Annotated in this window: 22 protein-coding genes and 1 pseudogene; 13 read left to right on the top strand and 10 right to left on the bottom strand. The window is 41.0% G+C overall.

What is annotated here, in order from left to right; translation table 11 throughout:
• The first annotated feature begins 144 nt into the window (after positions 1-144).
• From ACM2FC_RS13780 to ACM2FC_RS13745, 8 genes are all read left to right on the top strand, one after another.
• Positions 145-1,380 carry a thiolase family protein gene (locus ACM2FC_RS13780; protein ID WP_498481521.1) on the top strand — a complete coding sequence of 412 codons (1,236 nt, stop codon included), beginning with the start codon at positions 145-147 and terminating at the stop codon, positions 1,378-1,380.
• Positions 1,381-1,386: 6 nt separating this feature from the next.
• A complete protein-coding gene (locus ACM2FC_RS13775) occupies positions 1,387-2,880 on the top strand; it encodes a CoA-acylating methylmalonate-semialdehyde dehydrogenase (RefSeq protein ID WP_498481520.1) in 1,494 nt (497 codons plus the stop codon).
• Positions 2,881-2,906: 26 nt separating this feature from the next.
• On the top strand, positions 2,907-4,061 hold the full coding sequence (locus ACM2FC_RS13770; protein ID WP_498481519.1) for an acyl-CoA dehydrogenase family protein: 1,155 nt from the start codon (positions 2,907-2,909) through the stop codon (positions 4,059-4,061).
• Between the two features lie 41 nt (positions 4,062-4,102).
• Positions 4,103-4,891: an enoyl-CoA hydratase gene (locus tag ACM2FC_RS13765; RefSeq protein WP_498481518.1), complete on the top strand. Its 789-nt coding sequence runs from the start codon at positions 4,103-4,105 to the stop codon at positions 4,889-4,891.
• Between the two features lie 11 nt (positions 4,892-4,902).
• On the top strand, positions 4,903-6,042 hold the full coding sequence (locus tag ACM2FC_RS13760; protein ID WP_498481517.1) for an enoyl-CoA hydratase/isomerase family protein: 1,140 nt from the start codon (positions 4,903-4,905) through the stop codon (positions 6,040-6,042).
• A 33-nt stretch (positions 6,043-6,075) separates the two neighbouring features.
• Positions 6,076-6,969: a 3-hydroxyisobutyrate dehydrogenase gene (mmsB, locus tag ACM2FC_RS13755; protein WP_498481516.1), complete on the top strand. Its 894-nt coding sequence runs from the start codon at positions 6,076-6,078 to the stop codon at positions 6,967-6,969.
• 26 nt (positions 6,970-6,995) lie between these two features.
• Complete coding sequence (locus tag ACM2FC_RS13750; protein ID WP_498481515.1) at positions 6,996-7,754, top strand: SDR family oxidoreductase; 759 nt, start codon at positions 6,996-6,998, stop codon at positions 7,752-7,754.
• A gap of 193 nt (positions 7,755-7,947) precedes the next feature.
• Positions 7,948-8,832 (top strand): transporter substrate-binding domain-containing protein, encoded by an 885-nt coding sequence (locus tag ACM2FC_RS13745; protein WP_498481514.1) that lies wholly within the window; start codon positions 7,948-7,950, stop codon positions 8,830-8,832.
• A 122-nt stretch (positions 8,833-8,954) separates the two neighbouring features.
• Here ACM2FC_RS13745 and ACM2FC_RS13740 read toward each other — a convergent pair whose 3' ends face one another.
• Both ACM2FC_RS13740 and ACM2FC_RS13735 read right to left on the bottom strand, forming a co-directional pair.
• Positions 8,955-10,232: a GGDEF domain-containing protein gene (locus ACM2FC_RS13740; RefSeq protein ID WP_498481512.1), complete on the bottom strand. Its 1,278-nt coding sequence runs from the start codon at positions 10,230-10,232 to the stop codon at positions 8,955-8,957.
• 194 nt (positions 10,233-10,426) lie between these two features.
• Positions 10,427-10,918, bottom strand: coding sequence for a hypothetical protein (locus tag ACM2FC_RS13735; protein WP_498481511.1), 492 nt, complete (start codon positions 10,916-10,918; stop codon positions 10,427-10,429).
• A 329-nt stretch (positions 10,919-11,247) separates the two neighbouring features.
• Here ACM2FC_RS13735 and yghU point away from each other — a divergent pair, with 329 nt between their 5' ends.
• A complete protein-coding gene (gene yghU / locus ACM2FC_RS13730; RefSeq protein WP_498481510.1) occupies positions 11,248-12,108 on the top strand; it encodes a glutathione-dependent disulfide-bond oxidoreductase in 861 nt (286 codons plus the stop codon).
• 59 nt (positions 12,109-12,167) lie between these two features.
• On the opposite strand, the gene ACM2FC_RS13725 is transcribed toward yghU, so the two are convergent.
• Together ACM2FC_RS13725 and ACM2FC_RS13720 are read right to left on the bottom strand one after the other, a co-directional pair.
• On the bottom strand, positions 12,168-12,500 hold the full coding sequence (locus ACM2FC_RS13725; protein ID WP_498481509.1) for an alpha/beta fold hydrolase: 333 nt from the start codon (positions 12,498-12,500) through the stop codon (positions 12,168-12,170).
• Positions 12,461-12,915 (bottom strand): annotated as a pseudogene (locus ACM2FC_RS13720) (alpha/beta fold hydrolase). The gene ACM2FC_RS13725 and the pseudogene ACM2FC_RS13720 overlap by 40 nt, the downstream one beginning before the upstream one ends.
• Positions 12,916-13,419: 504 nt before the next feature.
• Here ACM2FC_RS13720 and ACM2FC_RS13715 point away from each other — a divergent pair.
• Both ACM2FC_RS13715 and ACM2FC_RS13710 read left to right on the top strand, forming a co-directional pair.
• Positions 13,420-13,839, top strand: coding sequence for a hypothetical protein (locus ACM2FC_RS13715; RefSeq protein WP_498481508.1), 420 nt, complete (start codon positions 13,420-13,422; stop codon positions 13,837-13,839).
• 25 nt (positions 13,840-13,864) lie between these two features.
• Entirely contained in the window at positions 13,865-14,344 is a 480-nt protein-coding gene (locus tag ACM2FC_RS13710) for a hypothetical protein (protein WP_498481507.1), read from the top strand.
• 280 nt (positions 14,345-14,624) lie between these two features.
• On the opposite strand, the gene ACM2FC_RS13705 is transcribed toward ACM2FC_RS13710, so the two are convergent.
• On the bottom strand, positions 14,625-16,286 hold the full coding sequence (locus tag ACM2FC_RS13705) for an electron transfer flavoprotein-ubiquinone oxidoreductase (protein WP_498481506.1): 1,662 nt from the start codon (positions 16,284-16,286) through the stop codon (positions 14,625-14,627).
• A 191-nt stretch (positions 16,287-16,477) separates the two neighbouring features.
• Between ACM2FC_RS13705 and ACM2FC_RS13700 the strand changes: the two genes are divergently transcribed.
• Positions 16,478-17,224: an electron transfer flavoprotein subunit beta/FixA family protein gene (locus tag ACM2FC_RS13700; protein WP_498481505.1), complete on the top strand. Its 747-nt coding sequence runs from the start codon at positions 16,478-16,480 to the stop codon at positions 17,222-17,224.
• 32 nt (positions 17,225-17,256) lie between these two features.
• Positions 17,257-18,222: an electron transfer flavoprotein subunit alpha/FixB family protein gene (locus ACM2FC_RS13695; protein ID WP_498481504.1), complete on the top strand. Its 966-nt coding sequence runs from the start codon at positions 17,257-17,259 to the stop codon at positions 18,220-18,222.
• Between the two features lie 60 nt (positions 18,223-18,282).
• Here ACM2FC_RS13695 and ACM2FC_RS13690 read toward each other — a convergent pair whose 3' ends face one another.
• The 5 genes from ACM2FC_RS13690 to ACM2FC_RS13670 form a co-directional block, all read right to left on the bottom strand.
• Complete coding sequence (locus tag ACM2FC_RS13690) at positions 18,283-19,047, bottom strand: substrate-binding periplasmic protein (protein ID WP_498481503.1); 765 nt, start codon at positions 19,045-19,047, stop codon at positions 18,283-18,285.
• A 176-nt stretch (positions 19,048-19,223) separates the two neighbouring features.
• On the bottom strand, positions 19,224-19,640 hold the full coding sequence (locus ACM2FC_RS13685) for a hypothetical protein (RefSeq protein ID WP_498481502.1): 417 nt from the start codon (positions 19,638-19,640) through the stop codon (positions 19,224-19,226).
• A gap of 329 nt (positions 19,641-19,969) precedes the next feature.
• Entirely contained in the window at positions 19,970-20,923 is a 954-nt protein-coding gene (locus ACM2FC_RS13680; protein ID WP_498481501.1) for a hypothetical protein, read from the bottom strand.
• A gap of 488 nt (positions 20,924-21,411) precedes the next feature.
• A complete protein-coding gene (locus ACM2FC_RS13675; RefSeq protein ID WP_498481499.1) occupies positions 21,412-22,371 on the bottom strand; it encodes a GAF domain-containing protein in 960 nt (319 codons plus the stop codon).
• A 273-nt stretch (positions 22,372-22,644) separates the two neighbouring features.
• The gene (locus ACM2FC_RS13670; protein WP_498481497.1) at positions 22,645-23,490 is read right to left on the bottom strand and encodes a type 2 periplasmic-binding domain-containing protein; all 846 of its coding nucleotides are present in this window, start codon (positions 23,488-23,490) and stop codon (positions 22,645-22,647) included.
• Positions 23,491-23,705: the final 215 nt, after the last annotated feature.

Below are 23,705 nucleotides of genomic sequence, written 5' to 3'. Positions count from 1 at the left end.
AAAGATGATGACATTCACAAATAAAAATAAATCAATGTAATTAATTTGTTTCTTTACGTTTACGTTAATGTTAGTGCTATGCTTACGTAAACGTCAAGAAACGAAGTGGCAAATTGATTACTTATTTTCAATAGAGGGCACAAAATGGACAAGGCCATCTGGGTAGTATCAGCAAAGCGCACACCTCTTGGGTGTTTTCAAGGTAAATTGCAACCATTTTCAGCACCTGAACTTGGTTCAATTGCGATTCGGGCAGCGATAGAAAGTGCCTCAGTTTCTCCACAGAATATCGACGAAGTGATCATGGGATGTGTGCTACCTGCGGGGTGCGGTCAAGCGCCAGCAAGGCAGGCGGCCCTCGGTGCAGAACTGCCCAATAACATACCGTGCAGTACTCTCAATAAAGTTTGTGGGTCTGGCATGAAAACAGTCATGATTGCTCATGATCTAATAAAAGCGGGCTCTATTTCGACAGCAATAGCAGGTGGAATGGAAAGCATGACAAATGCCCCATATCTGCTTAAAGACGCGCGGAATGGCATGCGAATGGGCCATAAATCAACGCAAGACCATATGTTTTTAGATGGCCTGCAGGATGCGTATGAGGGAGAGTTAATGGGTGTCTATGCCCAGCAAATTGCAGACAAGCTCGAGTTTAGTCGAGAGCAAATGGATGAATGGGCAGCTTTATCCGTACAAAGAGCCGTTGAAGCACAAGCTCAGAATTTATTTGATGACGAAATTGAACCAATAACGTTGTCGGCAGGAAAGAAAAAGTCCCAAGAGCTGTTCAGCTATGACGAGCTACCTCCATCCATCAATCTCGAAAAAATCCCCAAGCTTAAGCCAGCATTCGCCAAAGAGGGCACGGTGACCGCAGCCAACTCCAGTGCGATTTCTGATGGAGCCTCAGCTTTAATATTGATGGATTCAGATGTAGCAAAAAAACAAGGCTTGAAACCCCTTGCGATTATTAAAGGTCATACGACACATGCTAGAAAGCCGTCTGAATTTACCATTGCACCTGTTTACGCCATTGAGCATCTGCTTTCAAAGCTGGATTGGGGTATCGAAGAAGTCGATTTATGGGAAATAAATGAAGCTTTTGCTGTGGTAACTCAGATTGCTGTGAGCCAATTAGGACTTAATAAAGACAAAGTTAACGTTAAGGGCGGGGCATGTGCGTTAGGGCATCCAATTGGTGCCAGTGGCGCTCGAATTTTGGTCACGCTTATTCACAGTTTGCGCCAATTGCAAGCTCTTGGAGTTGGTGGAGACAGTTCGAACAAGAAAGTACTACGTGGTATTGCATCCTTATGTGTTGGTGGCGGTGAAGCCACTGCTGTAGGCATAGAGATACCGTTGAAGAATAAAGGATGAGAAGTCATGACTAAGCCAGTTGCATTATTTATTGATGGTGAATTTCGTCAGTCTGAAGCCAACGAGTGGATTGATGTTACCAACCCTGCTACCAACGAAGTGATTGCGAAGGTTCCTTGTGCGACAGAAGGGGAAATATCGCAAGCGATTGGGAGTGCAAACGTTACGTTTCGATCATGGAAAGAAGTGGCAGTGCCAGAGAAAGCTCGCCTCATGCTTCGATATCAACACCTCCTAAAAGAGCACCATGATGAACTCGCGAAAATACTGTCTGAAGAGACTGGCAAAACGACCGCAGATGCCAAAGGTGATGTGTGGCGAGGGATTGAAGTTGTTGAACAAGCCGCTAATATTGCCAGCAATATGATGGGGGAAATGGTTGAAAATGTTGCCACGGACATTGATACCTACTCGATGATTCAGCCGCTAGGGGTGTGTTGTGGAATTACTCCGTTCAACTTTCCAGCCATGATTCCATTGTGGATGTTCCCTATTGCCATCGCCAGTGGTAACACGTTTATTTTGAAGCCTTCCGAGCAAGTTCCACTTACTGCAATGCGTCTGGCGGAATTATTCGAACAAGCGGGTGCACCGAAGGGGGTATTGCAAATTGTTCATGGCAAAAAAGAGCAAGTTGACGCTCTATTGGCTCACCCAGATATCAAAACGATCTCTTTTGTTGGTTCCGTCCCCGTCGCACAGTACATATATCAACAAGGCACCAAACACTTTAAACGTGTGCAAGCATTTGCTGGCGCAAAAAACCATATGGTGGTGATGCCGGATGCGAATAAAGAGCAAGTGATTAGCAACTTGGTTGGATCGTCAGTTGGAGCGGCTGGACAACGCTGCATGGCGATATCTGTTGCAGTGTTTGTCGGTAGCGCGAAAGAGTGGGTAGCCGATTTAAAAACAGAGATGGCGAAAATTCAACCCGGTAAATGGGATGACAGCACTGCAGCCTATGGGCCACTGATTAGCCAACAAGCACAACAACGTGTATTGCGCTTGATACAGGAAGGGAAAGATCAAGGCGCGATATGTGAGTTAGATGGAAGTGAGTGTGAAGTTAAAGATAGACCTAATGGAAACTGGGTTGGACCTACCATTTTTAGCAACGTTTCGGTGGACATGTCCATTTATCAGCAAGAAATTTTTGGCCCTGTTTTGCTTTGCTTGGAAGTTGACACGTTAGAAGACGCAATAGAGGTTATTAATCGCAACCCTTATGGAAATGGTACATCCATATTCACCGCGAGTGGGGCGGCTGCACGCAAATACCAACATGAGATATTGGTTGGGCAAGTCGGGGTAAATGTACCAATTCCAGTTCCACTACCGTTCTTCTCATTCACTGGCTGGCGTGGCAGCTTTTATGGTGATTTACACGCTTATGGTAAGCAAGCTGTCCGTTTCTATACAGAAACAAAAACAGTCACTTCGCGTTGGTTTGATGATGATATTCCGACTGGCCCAAACTTAACTATTCAATTGAAATAATTGGTTTGTAGCAATTAGGGGGAAAGATGGATTTCGAACTCAATGAAGATCAACGTGCATTTGCCGATGCTGCCAGCCAGTTTGCATCTGAGCGCTTAAGTCCCATGGCTGCGGAGTGGGATGAGAAGCAGTTTTTTCCAAAAGATATTTTACGTGAAGCAGGGGAACTGGGTTTTCTGAGCCTATACACGCCTGAGCAGAATGGTGGACTAGGATTAAGTCGCTTGGATTCATCGATAATTTTTGAACAACTCGCGCAAGGTTGTACGTCCACCACTGCATTTATGACTATTCATAATATGGTGACCTGGATGATTGCAAGCTTTGCGACGGATGACGTTAAGTCTGAGATTTGTCCAAAGTTAGTCTCCGGAGAATGGCTTGGCTCTTATTGCTTAACTGAGCCCAATGCTGGCTCAGATGCGGCGTCACTAAAAACCAGTGCGAAAAAACAAAACGGTAAGTACATCTTAAATGGAGGTAAATGTTTTATCTCTGGCGCTGGTGATACTGAAGTTTTAGTTGTTATGGCAAGAACGGGTGAAGATAGCGCGAAAGGCGTGTCCGCTTTTGTTGTTCCCGCTGAAGTAAAAGGGATTAGTTATGGGCGCAAAGAGCCCAAACTAGGCTGGAATAGTCAACCCACCCGTACCGTTAGCTTTGACAATGTTGAGATACCGGAAAGTCACCTTTTAGGACAGGAAGGTGAAGGCTTTGTGTTTGCTATGAAAGGGTTAGATGGCGGCAGAATAAACATTGCTACCTGCTCTATTGGTACCGCTCAACAAGCACTCGCTCAAGCAGCGCAATACATGCAAGAAAGAAAACAGTTTGGTCAATATTTAGCACAGTTCCAAGGGTTGCAATTTAAGTTGGCGGACATGGCTACAGAGCTTGTGGCAGCTCGTCAGTTAGTGCGATACGCAGCTAGTAAGCTTGATAGACAAGATCCAGAAGCGACTGCTTACTGTGCAATGGCAAAGCGGTTTGCTACTGATGTGGGGTTTAAGGTTTGTGACCAAGCTCTCCAGCTCTACGGAGGCTATGGCTATATTAAAGAGTACCCGTTAGAACGCTATTTTCGAGATGTTCGTGTCCATCAAATTTTGGAAGGGACAAATGAAATTATGCGTTTAATTATTGCCCGTCGATTACTGGCTGAAGGTACTGAAATATTGTAGCTGGCCGAAGAAAACGAACTTCTATATGAGGAACATTAGCCATGGATATTGAGCAAAGTGACGCAATCTTAGTTGAGATTAAAGACCATATTGCTGTTCTCACTATGAACAACCCTCCAGCAAATACTTGGACAGAAGCTAGCTTAAAATATTTATCTCAGATAGTGACTCAACTGAATCTCAATAAAGATATTTATGCCTTAGTAATTACAGGTAATGGAGAAAAGTTTTTTTCTGCGGGCGCGGATTTAAATGTCTTTGCAACAGGTGATAAATCTGTCGCATTTTATATGGCTCAGGTATTTGGAGAGGCGTACGAAATGCTTTCTTCATTTAGGGGAGTTTCCATCGCAGCTATCAATGGCTACGCGATGGGAGGGGGATTAGAGGTTGCACTTGCTTGTGATATTCGAATCGCAGAAGAGCAAGCCCTTATGGGTTTGCCTGAAGCAAAAGTGGGGCTTCTGCCTTGTGCGGGTGGCACGCAAAATTTAACAGCCCTAGTTGGTGAAGGATGGGCTAAGCGCGTGATTTTATGTGGTGAGCAGTTATCCGCCGAGAAAGCCTTGAACATTGGACTCGTGGAAGAAGTGGTTGAGAAAGGTAAGTCGTTCGAGGCAGCGATTAAACTGGCTGAAATGGTAGCGAATCAGTCTCCTTCTTCTGTCGCCGCTTCCAAGAAGCTGATTCAAAGCAACCGTTCCTCAACATTGCAACATGGTTTAACCAAGGAAAGGGATTACTTCATAAAACTGTTTGATACCGAAGATCAGATGGAAGGGGTCAATGCTTTTCTTGAAAAACGCAAACCAGTCTGGAAAAACCAGTAGTAGGAGAGGTTATGGCAGATAACGTCAGGTTTGAAGAGCTAGCATGTGAAGTGAGTGATTGCCGTATTGGAGTGATCACATTGGATAATCCGTCATCCCTAAATGCTCTGACCTATAACATGCTGCAGCAGCTAAAAAATCAGCTTGAAAGATGGCAAGCGGACAACGCAATTGTTTGTGTGTTTATGCAAGGATCTGGAGAGAAAGCTTTCTGTGCTGGTGGTGATGTGCGGACGATGTATCATGTTATGAGTACTGAAAGTAATACTGAAATAGAAAAATTTTGCACGCAATATTTTACTCTTGAGTATCAGTGTGACTACCTCATCCATTCTTATCGCAAGCCGATTATTGCTTGGGGGGATGGCATAGTGATGGGGGGCGGAATGGGTTTGTTTATGGGAGCTAGCCACCGGATAGTGACCGAAACATCTAGACTAGCCATGCCAGAGGTTACAATTGGCCTGTATCCCGATGTGGGCGGTACGTGGTTTTTGAGCCGCTTGGAACCGGGCATAGGTCTTTTCCTTGGTTTAACGGGCGCTAGCGTAAATGCCAACGATGCGATTACGGTTAAGCTGGCCGATCACTTTATTCTTGCTAAACAAAAGCTTCAATTGCTTGATCAACTGATGCAGCTCGATTGGCTAGTCAGCTCGAATCATGAATCATCAATCAGCGATCTACTGGCAAATTTATCACAACAAGTCATAAGCCAAATTCCTCAAGGGCATTTGATGCCTTATTTCAGTCAAATTCAATCCGCATGTCGTGACGCTGAATTGAGCTCAATCGTTGAAAAAATCCATGCAATAGAAACAGATCAAGAAAGTGAAGATAAGTGGCTAGTGAATGCGAAAGCTGCCTTAGATGCTGGCAGCCCAATTACCGCTCATATCTGTTTTCGGCAAGTGACTCAGTATCAATCGTTATCACTTGAAGATTGTTTTCGCTTAGAGCTGACGTTGTCGGTAAGAAGCAGCACGTTGGGAGAGTTTAAAGAAGGAGTGCGAGCACGGCTTATCGATAAAGATGGGAAACCCAACTGGAAGTTTGACTCCATCATGCAAGTCGATACTTCAGTGATAGACACTTTATTTAAATCATTGTGGCCTGCTGAGAGGCATCCTCTCGCGCAGCTTAACGCTTAGTTAATTGGTTATCACTTCATCAGGAGAAAGTTCATGAGCACCATTGCATTTATCGGACTTGGGAACATGGGCAGTCCAATGGCGGAAAACTTAGTTGCGGCAGGTCACGTGCTGCAGGTTTTCGATCTCGACAAATCAGCGACGCAAGTCGTCGAAAGCCAAGGAGCGAAGGTTTCCCCTTCAATAGAGCAAGCCGTTCAAGGAGCGGATACTGTTATCACCATGCTACCAGCAGGACAACACGTTCGATCGGTGTATCTTGGTGAGGCAGGGCTGCTGAATCTCGTTTCAAAGGATACATTTCTTATCGACTCTTCAACCATTGACCCGGAATCAGCGCGAGCTGTTGCCCACGGAGCGACTCAAAGCGGGCTAGATTTCGTTGATGCCCCGGTTTCTGGGGGGGTAGCAGGAGCAAAAGCAGCTACTTTGACATTTATTGTAGGGGGCTCAGACGCAGGGTTTGAAAAAGCGAAACCTATTTTGCAGCATATGGGGAAAAATGTATTTCATGCAGGTAAGGCTGGAGATGGACAGATGGCGAAAATCTGCAACAATCTACTGCTTGGTATATTGATGTCCGGTACTTGTGAAGCGCTCAACCTAGGCATAGAAAATGGCCTAGACCCTAAAGTGCTCTCAGATATTATGCTGCAAAGCTCTGGCAGAAACTGGGCGTTGGAGTTGTATAACCCATGCCCTGGGGTGATGGAAAATGTACCCTCAAGCAATCAATTCCAACCCGGTTTTATGAGCAAATTAATGCTTAAAGACCTAGGGCTTGGAATGGACGCTGCGGCTCAAAGCCAGTCAGCTATTCCTATGGGTGCACTGGCAAGAAACCTGTATGCGATGCACAACGCAAATGGGAATGAACAACTCGATTTTTCAAGCTTGTTTGAGTTTTACCAACGCCAAGCAAAATAGCAAATAGTAAGAAAAGGAGTTCTACGATGGAGCTAATGCATAGTGTTGTTGCTATCACTGGGGCAGGGCAAGGGTTGGGTCAAAAGATGGCGCTTACACTTGCTGAAGCCGGAGCAAATATTGCGCTGCTAGATATGAATGTGGAAGCGCTAAAATCGACTCAGGAGCAGTGCTACCAGCTTGGGGTAAAAGCAGAAATATATCCCGTCAATGTGACCAATGAGACTGAAGTTGAAACGACATTTAGCAAAGTAATTGGTGATTTTTCAAAGCTTAACGGACTGATAAACAGTGCAGGTATACTGCGCGATGGGCTGTTGGTTAAAGTTAAAGATGGTGAAATCAGCAAAATGTCGTTAGAGCAGTTCCAGTCTGTTATGGACGTTAATACAACTGGCACTTTTTTGTGTACTCGCGAAGCCGTCGCGGCCATGGTCAAAACCGAAAGTAAGGGCGTGATTATTAACATATCCAGTGTCGCGAGAGCTGGCAACATGGGGCAAACGAACTACGCAGCGTCAAAAGCTGCCGTTGCCACTATGGCCGTTGGGTGGGGGAAAGAGCTTGCTCGCTATGGTATTCGCGCGGCAGCCATTGCGCCGGGGGTCGTGCAAACTTCCATGTCTGAACAACTTAAACCAGAAGCGATAGAGCGCTTAGAAAAAATGATTCCTGTAGGCAGGATCGCGCAAACCGAAGAAATGGCTCACGCTGCCAAGTTTATATTCGAAAACGATTATTTTACTGGACGGGTTCTAGAACTTGATGGCGGGTTACGGATGTAGCTTAATTTGTTTCGTTCATCTTTAAATTCTCAATTATAAAACAGCTTATGGATTAGCTCCGGCTCAACATGCTTTTGTTACTATACTCAACGCAGCAGATTAACGTGACTGCGTTTTCGAATTACACATAGCCTTTAAGGTGTTTTACTAGGCTGATTTTTGGAAGTTTGTGCTATCGGTAACAGGCATTTTTATGAAATCAAAAGCCGTACTCTTATGTCTTTTAGTCGGGTTCACCTTCGACGTTTCCGCTGAAAAAATAGAAATTTTAGCTTGGAATCGAATAAAAGTGGGTAATCCCGGTTTGTATGCCGTTTTAAAACAAGCTTTAGACAATACGAAAGCGGAATATGGTGACTACCAACTCGTCGATACAGAAAGGATGGAACAAGGGCGGGTAGTTAGAGAGCTGGTCAACAACAAATATGTCCATATTGCGGCTTTTGCTCCTGACGCTTCAAGGGAAAGTGAATTGCTACCCATCCGAATTCCGGTTACAAAAGGGCTACTTGGCTTTCGAGTCTGTTTAGTTAAGTCCGATAATTTGGATAAATTTCAGGGTATTAGAACTCTATCTGACTGGAAAGAAAAAAATATCACGATAGGGCAAGGTACTCACTGGCCAGATACCACGATATTGGAATCCAATGGTATATCGGTTATAAAATCGTCTCAATATACTCCATTATTTGAAATGCTAACTCGAAAAAGATTCGACTGCTTTTCTCGTAGTGTAAGTGAAGTGTTGCCTGAGTACGAAAAATACAAACATCTAGGTTTAGAAATCGAACCTCATATACTTTTGGTTTATCCGTTGCCGACATTTTTCTTTGTGAGTAAGAAAAACCCCGTTTTAGCTGAGCGGATCAGGAAAGGAATGTTGCTTGCACTCGAGAGTGGTGACTTGGATAAAATCTTTTTAGATCACTATTTAGAGACAATAGAAAAACTGAACCTCGACAAACGAGTTTATATTCGATTGGATAATCCGTTTCTTACTTTTCAAACTCAGCAAGCTCTAAAAAATGAAAAGCTTTTGTATCAACCCTACGAAAATAGCAAGGCTGACGGAGATTAGAGTTTTTCGATTTTTTCTATAGGTTGGCGTTTCTTTGTAGTAGGTGACACAGTTTATTAATCTGCGTAGCGATTAAATGTCTTTGGATTAGAAAAAACTCCAGCTCAAATGATCAACACGCTTTAGACTAAATGTCCGACTTCAACTCTATTTCTCCCATTCTGTTTTGCCTGATATAAGGCTTTGTCTGCTACATCTATGGCATCAACAATGGATTCGACTTTTTCGTTTAGAGTAAAAATCCCCATGCTCACTGTCATGGAAATGTCGTAGCCTAATAAAACTTCACTTTTGGGAACTTGAGATCTTATTCTTTCTGCGATGTTGAACACTTGGGTTTCATCGCTTTCAGGTAATATGATGGCAAATTCTTCTCCGCCAATTCTGCCAAGAATATCAGTCTCACGTAAGCAAGATAGGCAGCTATGTACGCAACTAACGATGGCTTCATCTCCTACTTTGTGGCCATACTGGTCATTAATTCGTTTAAAGTTGTCTATATCGAGGATAACAACTGATAGAGAACGCTTATAGCGTTTGAATAGCTTGAACTTCTCGGATGCCTTATTAAATAAGTCCCTACGATTACTGATGTTGGTTAAGGGATCGATTGTGGCTAACATTTCTAAGTGCTGGTTAGCTTGCTCAAGCTCTATTGTTCTTTTTCTTACCCGACTCTCCAGCTCAGTATTCAATTGGGTTAACTCTGCTTGAACCTTGTAACGTTGACTAAACGTTTTATTGATCTCTTTAACTAGGGTTCCTATTTCGGATGTTCTGTGACCTGGCGGTGTCTTGAGAGTAACTTTGTTGCTAACTGATTGATGACGCAGCGCGTTGACTAAACCAATAAGCGGTTGCGTAATGTAGGCGTACGTAGCGAGGAATAGGGCAACAAATATGATTAAGGTCCCAATTAAAGAGCTAATGATCTGAGAGTTCATTCGGTTGTAAAAAGGAAGTAACGCGATGTTGTAATCAACAGTGACAATTAACGTTCCCATTTTAGTGTCATATGTTTTATTGAACAGCTCCTTAGAAAAGTGTTGGTGAGCATGAGGAAATACTAGACTCGATATCCAGCCTGATCGATGAGTAGATTCGCCATGTCGGGAAAAAGTGGCAAACTCTAAACCCAAATCATCAATAATAATTCCCTTTACAACAAACGGGTAGGAGCGAAGCCCTTGCAATATTTCCTTTGCATTTATTTCATTGACGTCAAAAATTGCTTGGCTCGCGGGGCTGGCTGCCGTATTCAAAATACTGGTTATATTTGTCTCTATTTCAGCTTTACTTCTGTTTAAGTCACTCCAAAGGTTGATGAGTGCTTGAGACACAGCAACGACTAACGCAAGGCAAAAATAAATAATGGCTAGTCGAGTTGAAATAGAATTCATGAACTTCAGGGTGCGTTGAAAGTATTCTTTTAAGAGTAGAATGAAAAAGACATAAATACATTGCAGGCTGTATATTCACTTGCCAACATATACTCATGTCTTTAACTGTAGAAGCTTACGCCTTTTCTGGTAGAAAGCTTTTTAAGAAGAGGCTTTTGTTTTATCTAAGTCAGTTTTCTTGCTTTGAATCATGATTAATCATCTGTCTCATAGGTTTCTGCGCTAAGGGTTCCGTTGAGCAAGGTCACTTCTACATCCCCTCTAATTTGGGTCGTGGTTATAATTTCACTGCCTTCTATAGGAAATTTGGTCATCAACAGTGATTTGATGCTTTTCGAGGTTTTATTTGAAAGGCTGTAGTTATGAAATGGCGCTTTTTTCATCCAGTTTTCAATGTTTCCAGCGATAAGTATGTGAGTAATCGAGCCAGTGCATTTTGCTGATTCTCTTTTTAATTGCTCAACGGCAGCTTCCAATGTACTTTCCATCGTTGTCCTAAACAGGTGAAGTCCGGCAATACCAACTTCGTAGGCGACAGATATGCTGATGCATGTATCGATACCCGGATAGCGAATAGTATTTAAGTGGAAACCCACCGCCTGCTTAAGGCAGCTATTGCCCATCCCATTTGACATCAATTCTGGTACGCTACTTACTTGTACTTGGCTTTCTAATGTTGCAGTCATCCTAATTCCTTTTAGTATTCGATTGTTCCTAAGCAAAAGATAGTAGTAAGGTTGCATATAGTGCGAATTGGGTGAGTGAAAATCTAGGTTGATTCTCATATGAAAATGCTACTTTAGTATAATTGCGCATTATTCGTTTAACGGGGTCACATTTAAATCCGTACTTGATTCCATAACGAATCGAGAGCGCACATGGCGCATGGTCTAATATCTATGAGCACTTAAATTAGAACCAAACGTTATAAAAAAATTAAAGAGTTACGGTTTTAAATCTTGTGTTAGACCTAATATCTTCTAGAGGTAGTACCAAACACAATTAAGGAATCACAATGACGAACGAATATGTACCTCCAAAAGTTTGGACAATGGATGACGAGAATGGTGGAGAGTGGGCGAGCATCAACCGGCCTGATTCTGGTGCCCGCCATCAACAGGAATTACCCGTCGGTAAGCATCCTCTTCAGCTCTATTCTTTAGCGACTCCTAACGGGCAGAAAGTGACCATTATGCTTGAGGAGCTTCTAGCGCTGGGGGTTCAAGAAGCGGAATACGATGCATACTTAATTCGAATTGGCGAAGGCGATCAGTTTTCGTCTGGATTCGTCGATGTTAACCCGAACTCTAAGATTCCAGCGCTCGTCGATAGGTCGAGCTCGGAGCCAATTCGAGTGTTTGAGTCGGGCTCTATATTGCTTTATTTAGCGGAGAAGTTTGGTCATTTTCTGCCTAAAGATCCTGCCCAGAAAACTGAGGTAATGAATTGGCTGTTTTGGCTTCAAGGCTCTGCCCCTTATTTAGGAGGGGGCTTTGGACACTTTTACGCTTATGCCCCAGAAAAATTTGAATACCCAATTAATCGCTTTGCAATGGAAGCAAAGCGTCAGCTTGATGTGTTAGATAAAAGGCTAGCAAACAATCGATACCTAGGTGGTGACGAGTACAGTATTGCAGACATTGCGACTTGGCCTTGGTATGGAAATCTGGCTATTGCAAACTCATACAACGCGGGTGAATTTTTGGATGTAGAAAGCTACACAAATGTTCAGCGCTGGGCAAAAGATATTTTCTCACGTGAAGCCGTGCAGAGAGGGCGAATTGTGAATCGCCCAATGGGTGAAGAATGGGAGCAATTGCTAGAGCGTCATAGTGCGTCAGATATTGATGAAGTTTTGGCGAAAAAACCACAATAGCTAAGGCACAATTGTCGATTAAGGGCGAGCTTTGTTCGCCCTTTCTATTTTCCAAACATTTACTTTCCAATTTCAATTAAAAAATCTGAGATTATGTTTATATAGTCGTCAGTTTTCTCTAGTAGTGCTAGGTGCGAAGCTTCTTCGATTATCTTAACTCTAGAGTTTGGCAGTAAGCTTGAAAAATATGTTGTTGACTCAGGGGTCGCTTCGTCTTGTTGACCACATACAAATAGAGTAGGGATGAGTATCTTATGTAGCCTTGCAGTAGCATCGTACTCCTTTAACGTACCTGTCGGATAAAATTCACTAGGTCCCCACACATACTGGTAAATACTTTGATTAGAGTTATTTATCGCGTTAACAACGTTGTTTGGAATAGGATCGAGCATACATGCAAATCGTTTGAGGTATTCCCAGATCGCTGCCTTGTAATCTGGGCTCTGTGTTGTTCCATGTTTTCATGCGTAGACAGTATGTTTTGGACGTCTTTGGGCAATGTCAAACGCAAGCGGTCCGCATCATCTTTCCACATTTTAGAATTTAGGCATGGGCTTGAAAATATTGCAGCTTCTACTCCATCTGGGTTCGTGAACAAATACTCTGCCATTAGAGTGGCTCCCCAAGATCCGCCCAACAATATAACTGATCTAAGCCTAATTCTTCTCTCAGTCTAACGATTTCTTCGATAAATCTAGGGATACTCCATAGCGACAGATCATTCGGTCTATCAGAACGCCCCCCTCCTAGCTGGTCATAAAATATCACTTGTCGATTTTTAGATAATTTAGATAAGGGCTCAAACATAAGGTCGTGAGAGCCTCCAGGCCCACCATGCAAGGGTGAGGATAGGAGTCTTAATATTGGTTCCAACTCTTTGCCAATATATTTTTCCTCCAGTTACCTCAACGAATCCACTTTCCATTTTCTATCTGCCTTAATTGACCAAAATGTTTCGCTAGTCTATTTAACAAAGCAAAAACTAGAGATAAATTCTCGGATGGAATTTTATATATTGGAAAAGAGAGTGATGTCAATAATTATATTAATGTAATTTCAATTGCAGTATACGATTCTATTATATACGGTACAGTAGAACTGATTATTTTCATTAAATCAATAAACTGATAATTACGGTATATTACACTATAAATTCAGTGGCTGAAATTTAATCATTTAATCTACTTCTTAACAAGGGTGGAATATTTTTTATTGAATTTAATTTATATAGTTTTGACATAACCCTGTCTTTTGCTTTGAAGATAATATGTAACTATATATTTCCTTTGACACTACGTATGGAGAATAATAATGAATATTAAGAAACTGCCTTTAATGATTTTTGGTACAGGGCTATTAATTACTGGATCCGCATTTGCTCAAGATGCTTTATCACTGCCTGGGTATTTTGGTAGCTTAAATAATAATACGGATTATGTCGTAGAATGTTCTCAAGTAATAGGCGGCTATTGTGCCAATAATCCAATGCCAGCAAACGGTTATATACAGATGCTTCCTGATCCAGGATCGCACGAAATTCGTGGGCACTTTATGGTGTTTGACAAGCAAGTACCTGGTAAGTATGTGGATGATATTGTTTTTGACTACAAAGAAAATAGTAAACTTCAATGGGCATTCAAAACTTCATCCCAATACAACAAATTAACGGTAAAACAATATACTCCTGATACCATTGTATTGGAAAAAACACAGCCAACTAGTCGAGGGTAATGTGGGCTCACTTTCGTCTATAAAAATGAGTAGTATATTGCTACTTGGAGTTGCTGCTATATCTGGATGCAGCAGTTTAATACCAGCTAACAAAGGAAAAATCACTTATTCATCTTCTGAAGCATCAATTCGCAACCAAACCGGATATGAAGTGGAATGTGCTCAAGTAGTGGGTGGGTATTGTAGTTCAAGCCCAGTACGTAATGGGAGTGTTATTAAATTATTGGCTGATCCTTCTAGCTCTATAGTGCGTGGGCATCTCATGGTGTTTTCTCCTAATCAACCTGGATACGTTGACAATATTATATTTTCCTATCAAAAGGAGTTGGGTAAATGGCGATTCTCGAATATAGAATCTTTGTATTCTAAAACTGTCATTCAGAGTAATACATTGGCAAAGGAAGCGACATTATCTAAGAAAAAAGCTGTCTTGCAGCAAGAGTTTAGATATTTTCCCAAGTCAGATAATATTGAAGTTATAAAAGGTGGAAACACTACGTTATAAATTGATTACAATACGAAATAACTAAATATAAGGTGATAATTTGCTTTGACTTCGTTGCTCATCGAGCAACGAAGGTTTAATCGCCTGAGTACTTTTTTCTTTTTCTCCAGCTGGGCACTTGGAAGTTATCCGTTTAGCAAACGGTGAGTGGGCGCCTTTTCAGTCGCAACAACTTAAACATGGTGGATTCGTTTCCCATGTCATTTCAGAAGTCTTTGCTGTTGACGCTATTTGTTACGTTATATATATCTGCAGCATATGCTGAGTTAAGGCAACAGAGCTACATATTTTGGTAACTCGGTCCTCCACCACCTTCTGGGGGTACCCAAGTTATATTTTGTGAAGGGTCTTTAATATCACATGTTTTGCAGTGAATGCAGTTTGCGGCATTTATTTGCAACTTTGGCTCGTCATTGACTTTGATAATCTCATACACACCTGCAGGGCAATACCTTTGGCTCGGTTCATCAAATCGCGGTAAATGGTTTTGTATTGGGGTGCATGGGTTTTCTATCACTAAGTGACACGGCTGGTTTTCTTCATGCTGAGTTCCGGAAAGGTAGATGGAAGAGGGTTTGTCAAAGCTCAACTCGTTGTCAGGCTTAGGATAGTCGATTGGGGTCGATTGGTTAATTTCGATAAAAGATTCATGGTCAAGAGCATTATCTTTTATCGTCCAAGGTACTTTTTTTCCAAAAGAAGGCAGCCAGAGGTTGTGCTCACAAGTTGCTATTAAACCTCCGCCTAAATGGCCAAATTTGTGAATAGCAGAATTAAAGTTACGAGAGTTTTCTAATTCTTCGTATAGCCAAGAAGACTCGAACAAAGACTGATAATCGGCGATATCTGATGGTGTCTCTTTTTTGAGTTGTTCAAAGACGGCTTCTGCCGCCAGCATACCGGATTTCATCGCGGTGTGACTGCCTTTAATCTTGGCGCCGTTTAGTGTTCCCGCATCACAGCCAATCAGCAACCCTCCGGGAAACTGTTGTTTGGGTAATGAGCTAAGCCCACCTTTAGTTATCGCCCTAGCTCCGTAGGCAATGCGTTGTCCGCCTTTTAGATGTTGACTAAAAGCAGGGTGGTGTTTAAGTCTTTGAAACTCATCGAACGGGCTTAAATAAGGGTTGGAATAATTTAAGTCGACAATGAGGCCAACCGCTATTTGATTGTTCTCTAGGTGATAGAGAAAGCTGCCACCAAATGATTTGGATTCGCTTAGCGGCCAGCCAACAGAGTGAATAACAGTCCCTGCTTGATGTTGTGTTTCTGGGACCTGCCACAATTCTTTTAGGCCAATGGCGTAGTGCTGCGGTTGTTTTTCATGGTCGAGCTTATACTTTTCAATCAGTTGCTTGCCAATATGACCGCGAGCTCCTTCTGCGAAGATTGTGTACTTCGCTTTTAACTCCATTCCGGGTTCAAAGGTTTGCTTTTGCTCACCATTTTTATCTAAGCCCATATCCGAGGTGTTGATACCGGTCACGCGACCGCTTTCATCAAAATTCGCAGAAGCTGCTGCAAATCCAGGAAAAACTTCTACGCCGAGAGCTTCTGCTTGCCTTGCCAGCCAACGACATAACTCTGCCAAGCTGATAATGTAGGTTTGCTGGGAGTTGCGCATAGGCTTTGGCATTAACAAGTGCGGGATTTTTATACTGTTATGTTTTCCAGCAAAATATAAAAACTGGTCGTGGTCAACAGGTGTATGAATTGGAGCGTCTAGCTCTGACCAATTTGGGAAGAGTTCTACTAAAGCTGTTGTTTCGAAAAGAGCACCTGAAACAATATGTGCTCCCACCTCAGCGCCTTTTTCCACCACGCAAATCGACAAGGGATTGCCAGATTCTTTACTCAATTGAGCGAGCTTACAAGCAGAAGATAACCCTGCTGGACCGGCCCCAACAATGACGACATCGAATTCCATGCACTCTCTTTCCATAATGTAAATCTTCTCTTACATTGCAAACTTAGAAATAACTATAGTGCAGTTGACGTAAACGTAAACTTTACTAAGCTGAAAAAGTGACCTGGTTTTCTTTTTTCTGTTGATAGTTGCTTCATTACAAATCCAAATATTGGGTATACAAAACTATCAGTAAAGCAGAGTTTTTTATTTATAAGGACGATAACGTGAAAATCTTAGTAGCAATTAAACGAGTAATAGATCCGTACGTGAAAATTCGAGTAAAGTCTGATGGCTCTGGCGTTGAAAATAACAATGTGAAAATGGCGATGAATCCTTTCTGTGAAATAGCAGTAGAAGAAGCAATACGGCAAAAAGAAGCAGGGGGAGCTGAAGAAGTTATAGTGGTTTCAATTGGTGAAGAGAGTTGTCAGGAGCAGCTTAGATCTGCGTTAGCATTGGGTGCAGACCGCGCTATTCACATTAAAAGCTTTTCTCCAGAGCCACTTGCTGTTGCGAAGCTGCTTAAAGCGATAATGGAAAAAGAGCAGCCAAGGCTAGTACTGTTAGGTAAACAGTCGATAGATACCGACAACAATCAGGTTGCACAAATGCTTTCTGCTATCACCGATTGTTCATTAGGAACATTTGCTTCCAACTTAGAGTTAGACAACGACTATGCTTTGACCACTAGAGAAGTAGATGGTGGTTTAGAGACGTTAAAGCTTAGTCTGCCTGCAGTGATTAGTACTGATTTACGTCTCAATCAACCTCGCTATGCTTCATTGCCAAACATTATGAAAGCAAAACGTAAACCTTTAGATGTGGTAACGCCTGAAGAGTTGAATGTTTCTATACACTCGAGCCAAGAAATTTTAGGTATTGCTTCGCCGAAAGAGCGTCAATCTGGTGTGCGTGTTTCTAGTGTTTCTGAACTGATCGATAAACTAAAAAATGACGCGAAAGTAATATGAATGTCGGCAATGAATAGGCTTGGAGTGAAACTATGAGTGAAAATACGTTATCTGTTTTGGTTGTGGCTGAACATAATGGGTCTGATCTAACCATCGACACTTTACGCGCTATTGGTGCTGTCAGAGATCTAGTTAACAGTGCAGAACTTGCTGAAGTTGATCTGCTTATATTCGGGCACCACTGCCAGAATGTTGTAGGGGCTGCATCTAAAATTGAGCATATTCGCAGTGTCCTCGTTGCTGATGCAGGAGAATTTAAACATGTATTAGCTGAGAGCGCCTCTGCATTGATTGCCGAGATAGGGAGTAAATATACGCACATCGTTTCTGCTGCAACTACATTTGGCAAAAATATTTTACCTCGAGTTGCCGCTTTATTGGATGTAGGCCAATTATCAGATGTTATTGAAATTGAAAGTGCAGACACTGTTATTCGACCCATTTATGCAGGTAACGCACTTGCAAGAGTAAAGTCTAATGATCCTATTAAAGTGATTACCATTCGAGGTTCAGCATTCGAAGCGGTGAGGAGCAGTGATGTCGCTTGCGCTGAAATACGCAGTGTTGAATATGAAGTTTCCAATACTCTTTCCGAGTTTGTCTCCATTGAAAAAACGGAAAGTGAACGTCCTGAATTGCCAGCAGCAAGAGTGGTGGTTTCGGGTGGACGTGGGCTTGGTAGCAAAGAGAACTTCGAAAAAGTAGAGAGGCTTGCGGACAAATTAGGTGGTGCAATTGGCGCTTCTCGCGCCGCGGTTGATGCGGGCTTTGTTTCCAATGATCTTCAAGTGGGCCAGACAGGTAAAATAGTGGCGCCGGAGCTTTATATTGCGATAGGTATTTCTGGAGCAATTCAGCATTTAGCTGGAATGAAGGATTCAAAAGTTATAGTCGCAATCAATAATGATCCTGAAGCGCCTATATTCCAAATAGCTGATTATGGTTTGGTAGGGGATTTGTTTGAAATATTACCTGAACTTATTGATTCAATTGATTGAGCTGAGCTCCACTAGGATCACTAGATCCTAGTGGAGCTACAAAGTGAAGTAGTGTTTATCTCACTCTGGCTTATAATTTTTTCCTAGATAGCTCTGTTGAATTTCTCCTAACTTTCCTGTGTAGGTGAGAATAATAAGAGCTTGGTTTAAATCAGCGAGCAATTTGGTGGCTCTTGGACTTTTCTTATTTACAGCAACGTGAAAAGCCTTATCGCTTATAGTTGTGTATGCGACGTTTGTAGCGTTCGGGTAGAGGCCTTGATTAATACCATATTGGATAGGTTCAATCTCGCTTAGAAATATTTTACATCGTTTTTTACGAAGAAATTCAAAGACAGTATTCGAATCTTTTAATTCTTTGATTTTTTTATCGAATTTATAATTTCTGTAGTTGTAACCTAATATGCCGCAAGCCTCATTGTCTTTTAAACTCTCTAGCTTTGGAGGTGTAGAATATTCATTCTTCGAATAGAAATAACCAATATTTACAGCGTAAAGAGGAAATGCATAGTAGACAAAATTAGTGCGTTCAGGTTTGAAGCTCACAGACAGGGCAACCTCGCACTTTGCATCTGCTGAAGCCAAGTTTTTCATAACGCGTTTCCAAGGAATGTAATGGAATTCATAGTCATAACCAGCGCTAGAAAATATCGCTGCGGCAGAATCGGGAATAATACCGATAAATTTGTCCTTAACGACCTTACCATCTTTTCGCTCCCACATTTCGTAAGGGATCCATTCTGTACCGTTACCCATACAGATTCTAACAGGCTCAGCAAAACTAGAAAAAGAGATGAGTAGAATGAGTAAAACGAATATTTTCATCTTTGACTTCCTTGCCATGACAACGGTTATATTGTAGACGAAAATAAAATACTTATATGATGCCTAGTTACGTATAAAAGTATCAAATTTATTACTTTTCCGATGCTTAAAAAAGCAGAGGTTACGATTTACTAGCCTCTGCTTAAAGTGTGATTACATATTTTTTGCATGGGGAGCTACGAGCAGTCTTTAGCTATATAATTATCTAAGTAATCGAGTAACTGAAACTTAGTTGAAGGCTCCATATATTTACAGATGTCTTCATCACTACGAGACTCGAGATTGACATTCATCATCCCTATTATTGATGAGGGCAGTGATAGTGCTTTGTTATAGTCAAAACATAAGCTAATCGATTCTTCTGGATAAGCTTTGCAGATGTCTTTTTGTAATTGTTTATCTACGGAAAGTTGAGATAACTCGAGTTCTAGTAAGTTTGATTTAGTGCCACACTGGTAATTCTGAAGAGTAACTGATGTATCCTTTACCAACTCACACTGTACACCTTGAGCTGACGCCCATGAAGTAAAAGATAAAATGATTAAAAAGTAGCAGGAAAATCTTAATACTATATTTAAAGGTAGTTTATACATATTGACACCCTCCCTTTTATACCCATTTTAATTGGTATGAAAAGTATAAATTTACTTTCCTAATTATCACTGTGGTCTTTTTCTTGAAAAAGTTAAACAAGAGTATATGAAATGTGATTTTTTGCTTGTGTGTAGTAGTATTTGGATTTTATGATAATGGTCCGATTCAGATAAAATAAAACTTGCTGGACATACCAAAACTCTGAATCCAATTTAGAGCCTAAATTATACTTGTAAACAAACAACTAAAGAAATTCATATAAGCAAGGAAATAATCTGACAGAAACCGGGTTAAAGTTTGGTAACTGTCAGATTTGATATAATTGAAACTAGTTTTGTGTCACCACGTCATAACATCTAGTAAGAGAATGCCACTGTACTACTCCTTGGTTAGCTAGTACCAAATCACAATCTTGCTGTAATGTGAGTGTCACCTTGGTGTAATCCAAATTATTGGCACCCCCATCACCTTGTTGCCAAACACTAACGCCATTTGCATTGTATATCATTAGAAGTCCGTCGGGTCTAAATGCAAAAGAGTCTCCCTTTTTATTGGTACCAGATGTCGTACCTGATGACCAAAGGGCGTTGCCAGTTGTATTATATAAGACGAGGTTACCATCATCTTGCCAGTCGAGACTAGCGCTGCTGTTATCTAAGATTTTACCAGTTTCATTAATGGATAATTTATTTGTATATTCTCCGGGTGAAGATGGGATGGGTAAATGTCCCTTATAAACTAACGGAGCTGAATTAGCTCTATTATCCTTAATCGTGAAGTAAAGATCAGCGTTGTAACCACTATTTCCATTGTAGTAATACGCGAAGTTATTGGCACCAGATGCGATTTTAAAATAATCGGGTGTGGTAAAGTAATTATATGTATCGTTACTTAAAGCTTGTGTAGCGTACACGTGACTTGGGTCATATAAGAGATCATTTTTGAAATGCACATATGATGTCTCTTGTTTTGAAGCTCCTTGGTCTTTACATAACCAAAACTCTGAGCTCCAGCCTTTTTGAATCGCTGGAGTTTTTGAGCCTCCTCCTATATATGAAAATACTGTACTTATAGGGTTAATTGTGACGTTGCTGTGAGCTTTAGCAAAGCCACTTCCATATGGCGAGTCGCAGTTTTTATCCGATGAGACATATATATCACTGTCAGTTTTGTTATTTATATGGATATTAGTCCACAATGTTTTAGAACCTGCGTTTGCATTTGCTGATATTAAACCAGATGATAAAAGCAATGCAGTAATCGCTACTATGCTTTTTCTCATAATAAACTCCTTCTATACTACGAAAATCCAAGTATTGACCGTAATAAAATACTGCTAGTAAGAAATACTAATTCTTATTGGACAATAAGTTAATTTAACATTCATTTTCAATGCAACTTTAACACTAGTATCGTGTTAGTAGTCAATACTGAAAGCGGGGGCCTGTAGCAAAGTATTTTTTAATATCTAAGATATAGGGCTGCTAGAAGTTCGCTTCTAGAGCGCACTAAAAAAGAATGATTGCAATCATGAAATATGTCAATTACATGGGTTTCAGGAGAAATAGTGAACGATTTCATGCTTATATTACTAGTTTATACTTTATGAATATCTCCCGAGCCGTAATACTTACTTGTTCCTCTCAATAAACATTTTATTGAGCTTGTAGTGAATAACTGAAGATTTGATGAAAAATATAAATTGAGGTTAGGTCTTCAAAATGAATTTATCTGCTATATTTTTGTTCTAAAGTAGTTTTGAATTATCTCCTAATGCATTGAGCTAAGCTTTGCGTGCATTTGCTGATAAGAAATATCAATAAGGTCGACTACAGAGTGCTTTTCAGCTCCGTTTCCAGAGGCAATGCCAAAATCAAAGCTAATTTCATATTTTGATTTGGATTCTTTATTGGTGTTCACTAGCGCTTGTTTTAATCTATTCATTGCCGTAAGTGCGACTCGTTCAATTGCACCGACCATAAAGACAACAAATACGTCATCATCAATCCTAGCTAAGATGTCAGAGTCCCTAAAGATTTGCATCATTGATTTGGCGAATTGTGATAAGGCTGAGTCTGCTTCATTACTACCTTGGACTGCGCTTATTTTACCTAATGCATTGAATTTTATGTACGCCAGTGAAAAAGGATATCGACCAAACTGACAATAACGCAGCGCTTTCTCTGCAAGGCATGAAAATCCACGTCGATTAGAGAGTAAGGTGACTTCATCAACGGTTACGCTATAGCTCAGCGATAACTCTTGTTCTATCATCTTTGCTAAATCAGATAAGTCTTTTATTTGAGTTTCGCTTAGTTGCCTGGGTTTGTCGTCTATGATGCAAAAGGTTCCTAATTTAAATTTGCTATCGTAAATTAGAGGAACGCCAGCGTAAAAACGAATATTGGGCTCTCCGAGAACTAGAGGATTACGTGTAAAGCGAGGATCTGTAGCGGTGTCTGTCACGATAAGAGGTTGGCGATCAAGAATTGTGTGGCCGCAGAACGATATATCTCTAGAGGTTTCCGCTACTTTTAATCCATAGCATGACTTAAACCACTGTCGGTTCTTATCGACCAAACTCACAGCAGCAATAGGCACGTTAAATAGGTAGCGTGCCAAACGTGTCACTCTGTCAAATCTTTCTTCTGGAAGAGTATCTAATATCTTTAAACAGTGTAAGGTTTGTAGGCGTTCTTCTTCGTCGCTTGGCAAAGGGGGCTTAATCACTTGCTAAACTCTCTCTTTACTTAATTTCTATACTAATAGTATAGATTGCGGCGCAACTTTTTAGATAAAATTGATAATTTTATGAGTACATATCACATAGAGTAATTGTCTGATCTTAATGGATTTCTGATATTGAAGCTAAATTATACCTATAAAGTGGTATGTTATTTGGGTGCTGTTTTAAATGACGGTCAATCGCACTTTAAGCTCTGTTGTTGAAAGCTCTGTTTTGGTGATATTTCAAAACAAAAACATTGCAAAAGATCACAGTGTCTAATTGGGAAAAATTTTATGCCAGTCTTTTACTTGCTGATTGAAAAAGCCAGATTGAATATAGGCTTGTTCAATTTTGCCTTCTGAGCGTAATTGTCTTATTCCTAGATTCAACAGTTGCAAAAGTTGTTCACCATTCTTTATTTGTTTGGAAACACCAAACATCCTCTTACCTAACAGCCCAACTTTAATCCCTTGTATTGGAATCAAGATGATACCGTCATATTCCTGAATCAACTGTTTATGGCTAGTAAATTCCAATAGAGTGAAGTCAGCTCTGGCCGCATAGACCTTCCTAAAAATAATCTTTTTGATACTGGCATTCTCGATATTTTTTATGCCCATAGTTTTTAATGTGTTGAAATCGATAAACCAGTTGTGTGGCATGACAGCGATATAGTTTGTGAGTTCTTCGAGAGTCTTCACGTTGTGTAATTTGCTGTTGGTTGGGTTGATGTATACACCTTTCTGAAACTCTCCCTGACGAATAATGTCATCGGAAAGGTAAAACTGGTTGTTGGCATTCTCTTCTAGCCACATTGTTTCTGCAGGTATATCAATGTTCCCCTGTCTGGCTTCTATTAAGGCTCGTGCGTAATTAGGATATGATTTTATTTCTATTTCACCTGTATATCCTCCAAGCCTAAGGGCCTGGCAAAGTAGGATAAGTTCTACTGTTCCACGGTTGGCGTATTTGGAGGAAAAATCTTCAATTGATAAACATGGTTTGCTGCCAACCCAGTCTCTGTAAGATTTATGAATAAGCTCGTTTGACCCTATTTTTAATGTCTGGGACTGAGTAGAGAAAGAGCTTAATAAAAAGGTTAAAACGAGTAAGCGCCACATTTTAATTAATTGAAAAATTGATTCTATTAAAAGTGTAGATTGAGATCGTCGGAATAGATATGTCGGTTATTTTTCTTGAATACCTGAATAGATATTTACGGTACTGCGCGTTCAGAATTGCACTTTTGAATTTGGAGGTGAAGGCTAAGCTCTTTGGTATGGTTCGATCTCTATCAATATACTCGGTAGCTATGGCAGTCCGTCTATGGAAAGCT

It is taken from the genome of Vibrio sp. A37 (genome assembly GCF_059777565.1).
The sequence above is the reverse complement of the archived record's forward strand: the minus strand, read 5'-3'. Positions and strand labels throughout refer to the sequence as shown.

Coding starts and splice junctions, on each gene's coding strand:
- ACM2FC_RS13670 (WP_498481497.1), bottom strand. CDS start 23,490: ATGTGGCGCTTACTCGTTTTAACCTTTTTATTAAGCTCTTTCTCTACT.
- ACM2FC_RS13705 (WP_498481506.1), bottom strand. CDS start 16,286: ATGGAAAGAGAGTGCATGGAATTCGATGTCGTCATTGTTGGGGCCGGT.
- ACM2FC_RS13750 (WP_498481515.1), top strand. CDS start 6,996: ATGGAGCTAATGCATAGTGTTGTTGCTATCACTGGGGCAGGGCAAGGG.
- ACM2FC_RS13770 (WP_498481519.1), top strand. CDS start 2,907: ATGGATTTCGAACTCAATGAAGATCAACGTGCATTTGCCGATGCTGCC.
- ACM2FC_RS13715 (WP_498481508.1), top strand. CDS start 13,420: ATGAATATTAAGAAACTGCCTTTAATGATTTTTGGTACAGGGCTATTA.
- mmsB (WP_498481516.1), top strand. CDS start 6,076: ATGAGCACCATTGCATTTATCGGACTTGGGAACATGGGCAGTCCAATG.
- ACM2FC_RS13725 (WP_498481509.1), bottom strand. CDS start 12,500: ATGCTCGATCCTATTCCAAACAACGTTGTTAACGCGATAAATAACTCT.
- ACM2FC_RS13775 (WP_498481520.1), top strand. CDS start 1,387: ATGACTAAGCCAGTTGCATTATTTATTGATGGTGAATTTCGTCAGTCT.
- ACM2FC_RS13685 (WP_498481502.1), bottom strand. CDS start 19,640: ATGTATAAACTACCTTTAAATATAGTATTAAGATTTTCCTGCTACTTT.
- ACM2FC_RS13690 (WP_498481503.1), bottom strand. CDS start 19,047: ATGAAAATATTCGTTTTACTCATTCTACTCATCTCTTTTTCTAGTTTT.
- ACM2FC_RS13695 (WP_498481504.1), top strand. CDS start 17,257: ATGAGTGAAAATACGTTATCTGTTTTGGTTGTGGCTGAACATAATGGG.
- ACM2FC_RS13735 (WP_498481511.1), bottom strand. CDS start 10,918: ATGACTGCAACATTAGAAAGCCAAGTACAAGTAAGTAGCGTACCAGAA.
- ACM2FC_RS13780 (WP_498481521.1), top strand. CDS start 145: ATGGACAAGGCCATCTGGGTAGTATCAGCAAAGCGCACACCTCTTGGG.
- ACM2FC_RS13765 (WP_498481518.1), top strand. CDS start 4,103: ATGGATATTGAGCAAAGTGACGCAATCTTAGTTGAGATTAAAGACCAT.
- ACM2FC_RS13680 (WP_498481501.1), bottom strand. CDS start 20,923: ATGAGAAAAAGCATAGTAGCGATTACTGCATTGCTTTTATCATCTGGT.
- ACM2FC_RS13710 (WP_498481507.1), top strand. CDS start 13,865: ATGAGTAGTATATTGCTACTTGGAGTTGCTGCTATATCTGGATGCAGC.
- ACM2FC_RS13740 (WP_498481512.1), bottom strand. CDS start 10,232: ATGAATTCTATTTCAACTCGACTAGCCATTATTTATTTTTGCCTTGCG.
- yghU (WP_498481510.1), top strand. CDS start 11,248: ATGACGAACGAATATGTACCTCCAAAAGTTTGGACAATGGATGACGAG.
- ACM2FC_RS13745 (WP_498481514.1), top strand. CDS start 7,948: ATGAAATCAAAAGCCGTACTCTTATGTCTTTTAGTCGGGTTCACCTTC.
- ACM2FC_RS13760 (WP_498481517.1), top strand. CDS start 4,903: ATGGCAGATAACGTCAGGTTTGAAGAGCTAGCATGTGAAGTGAGTGAT.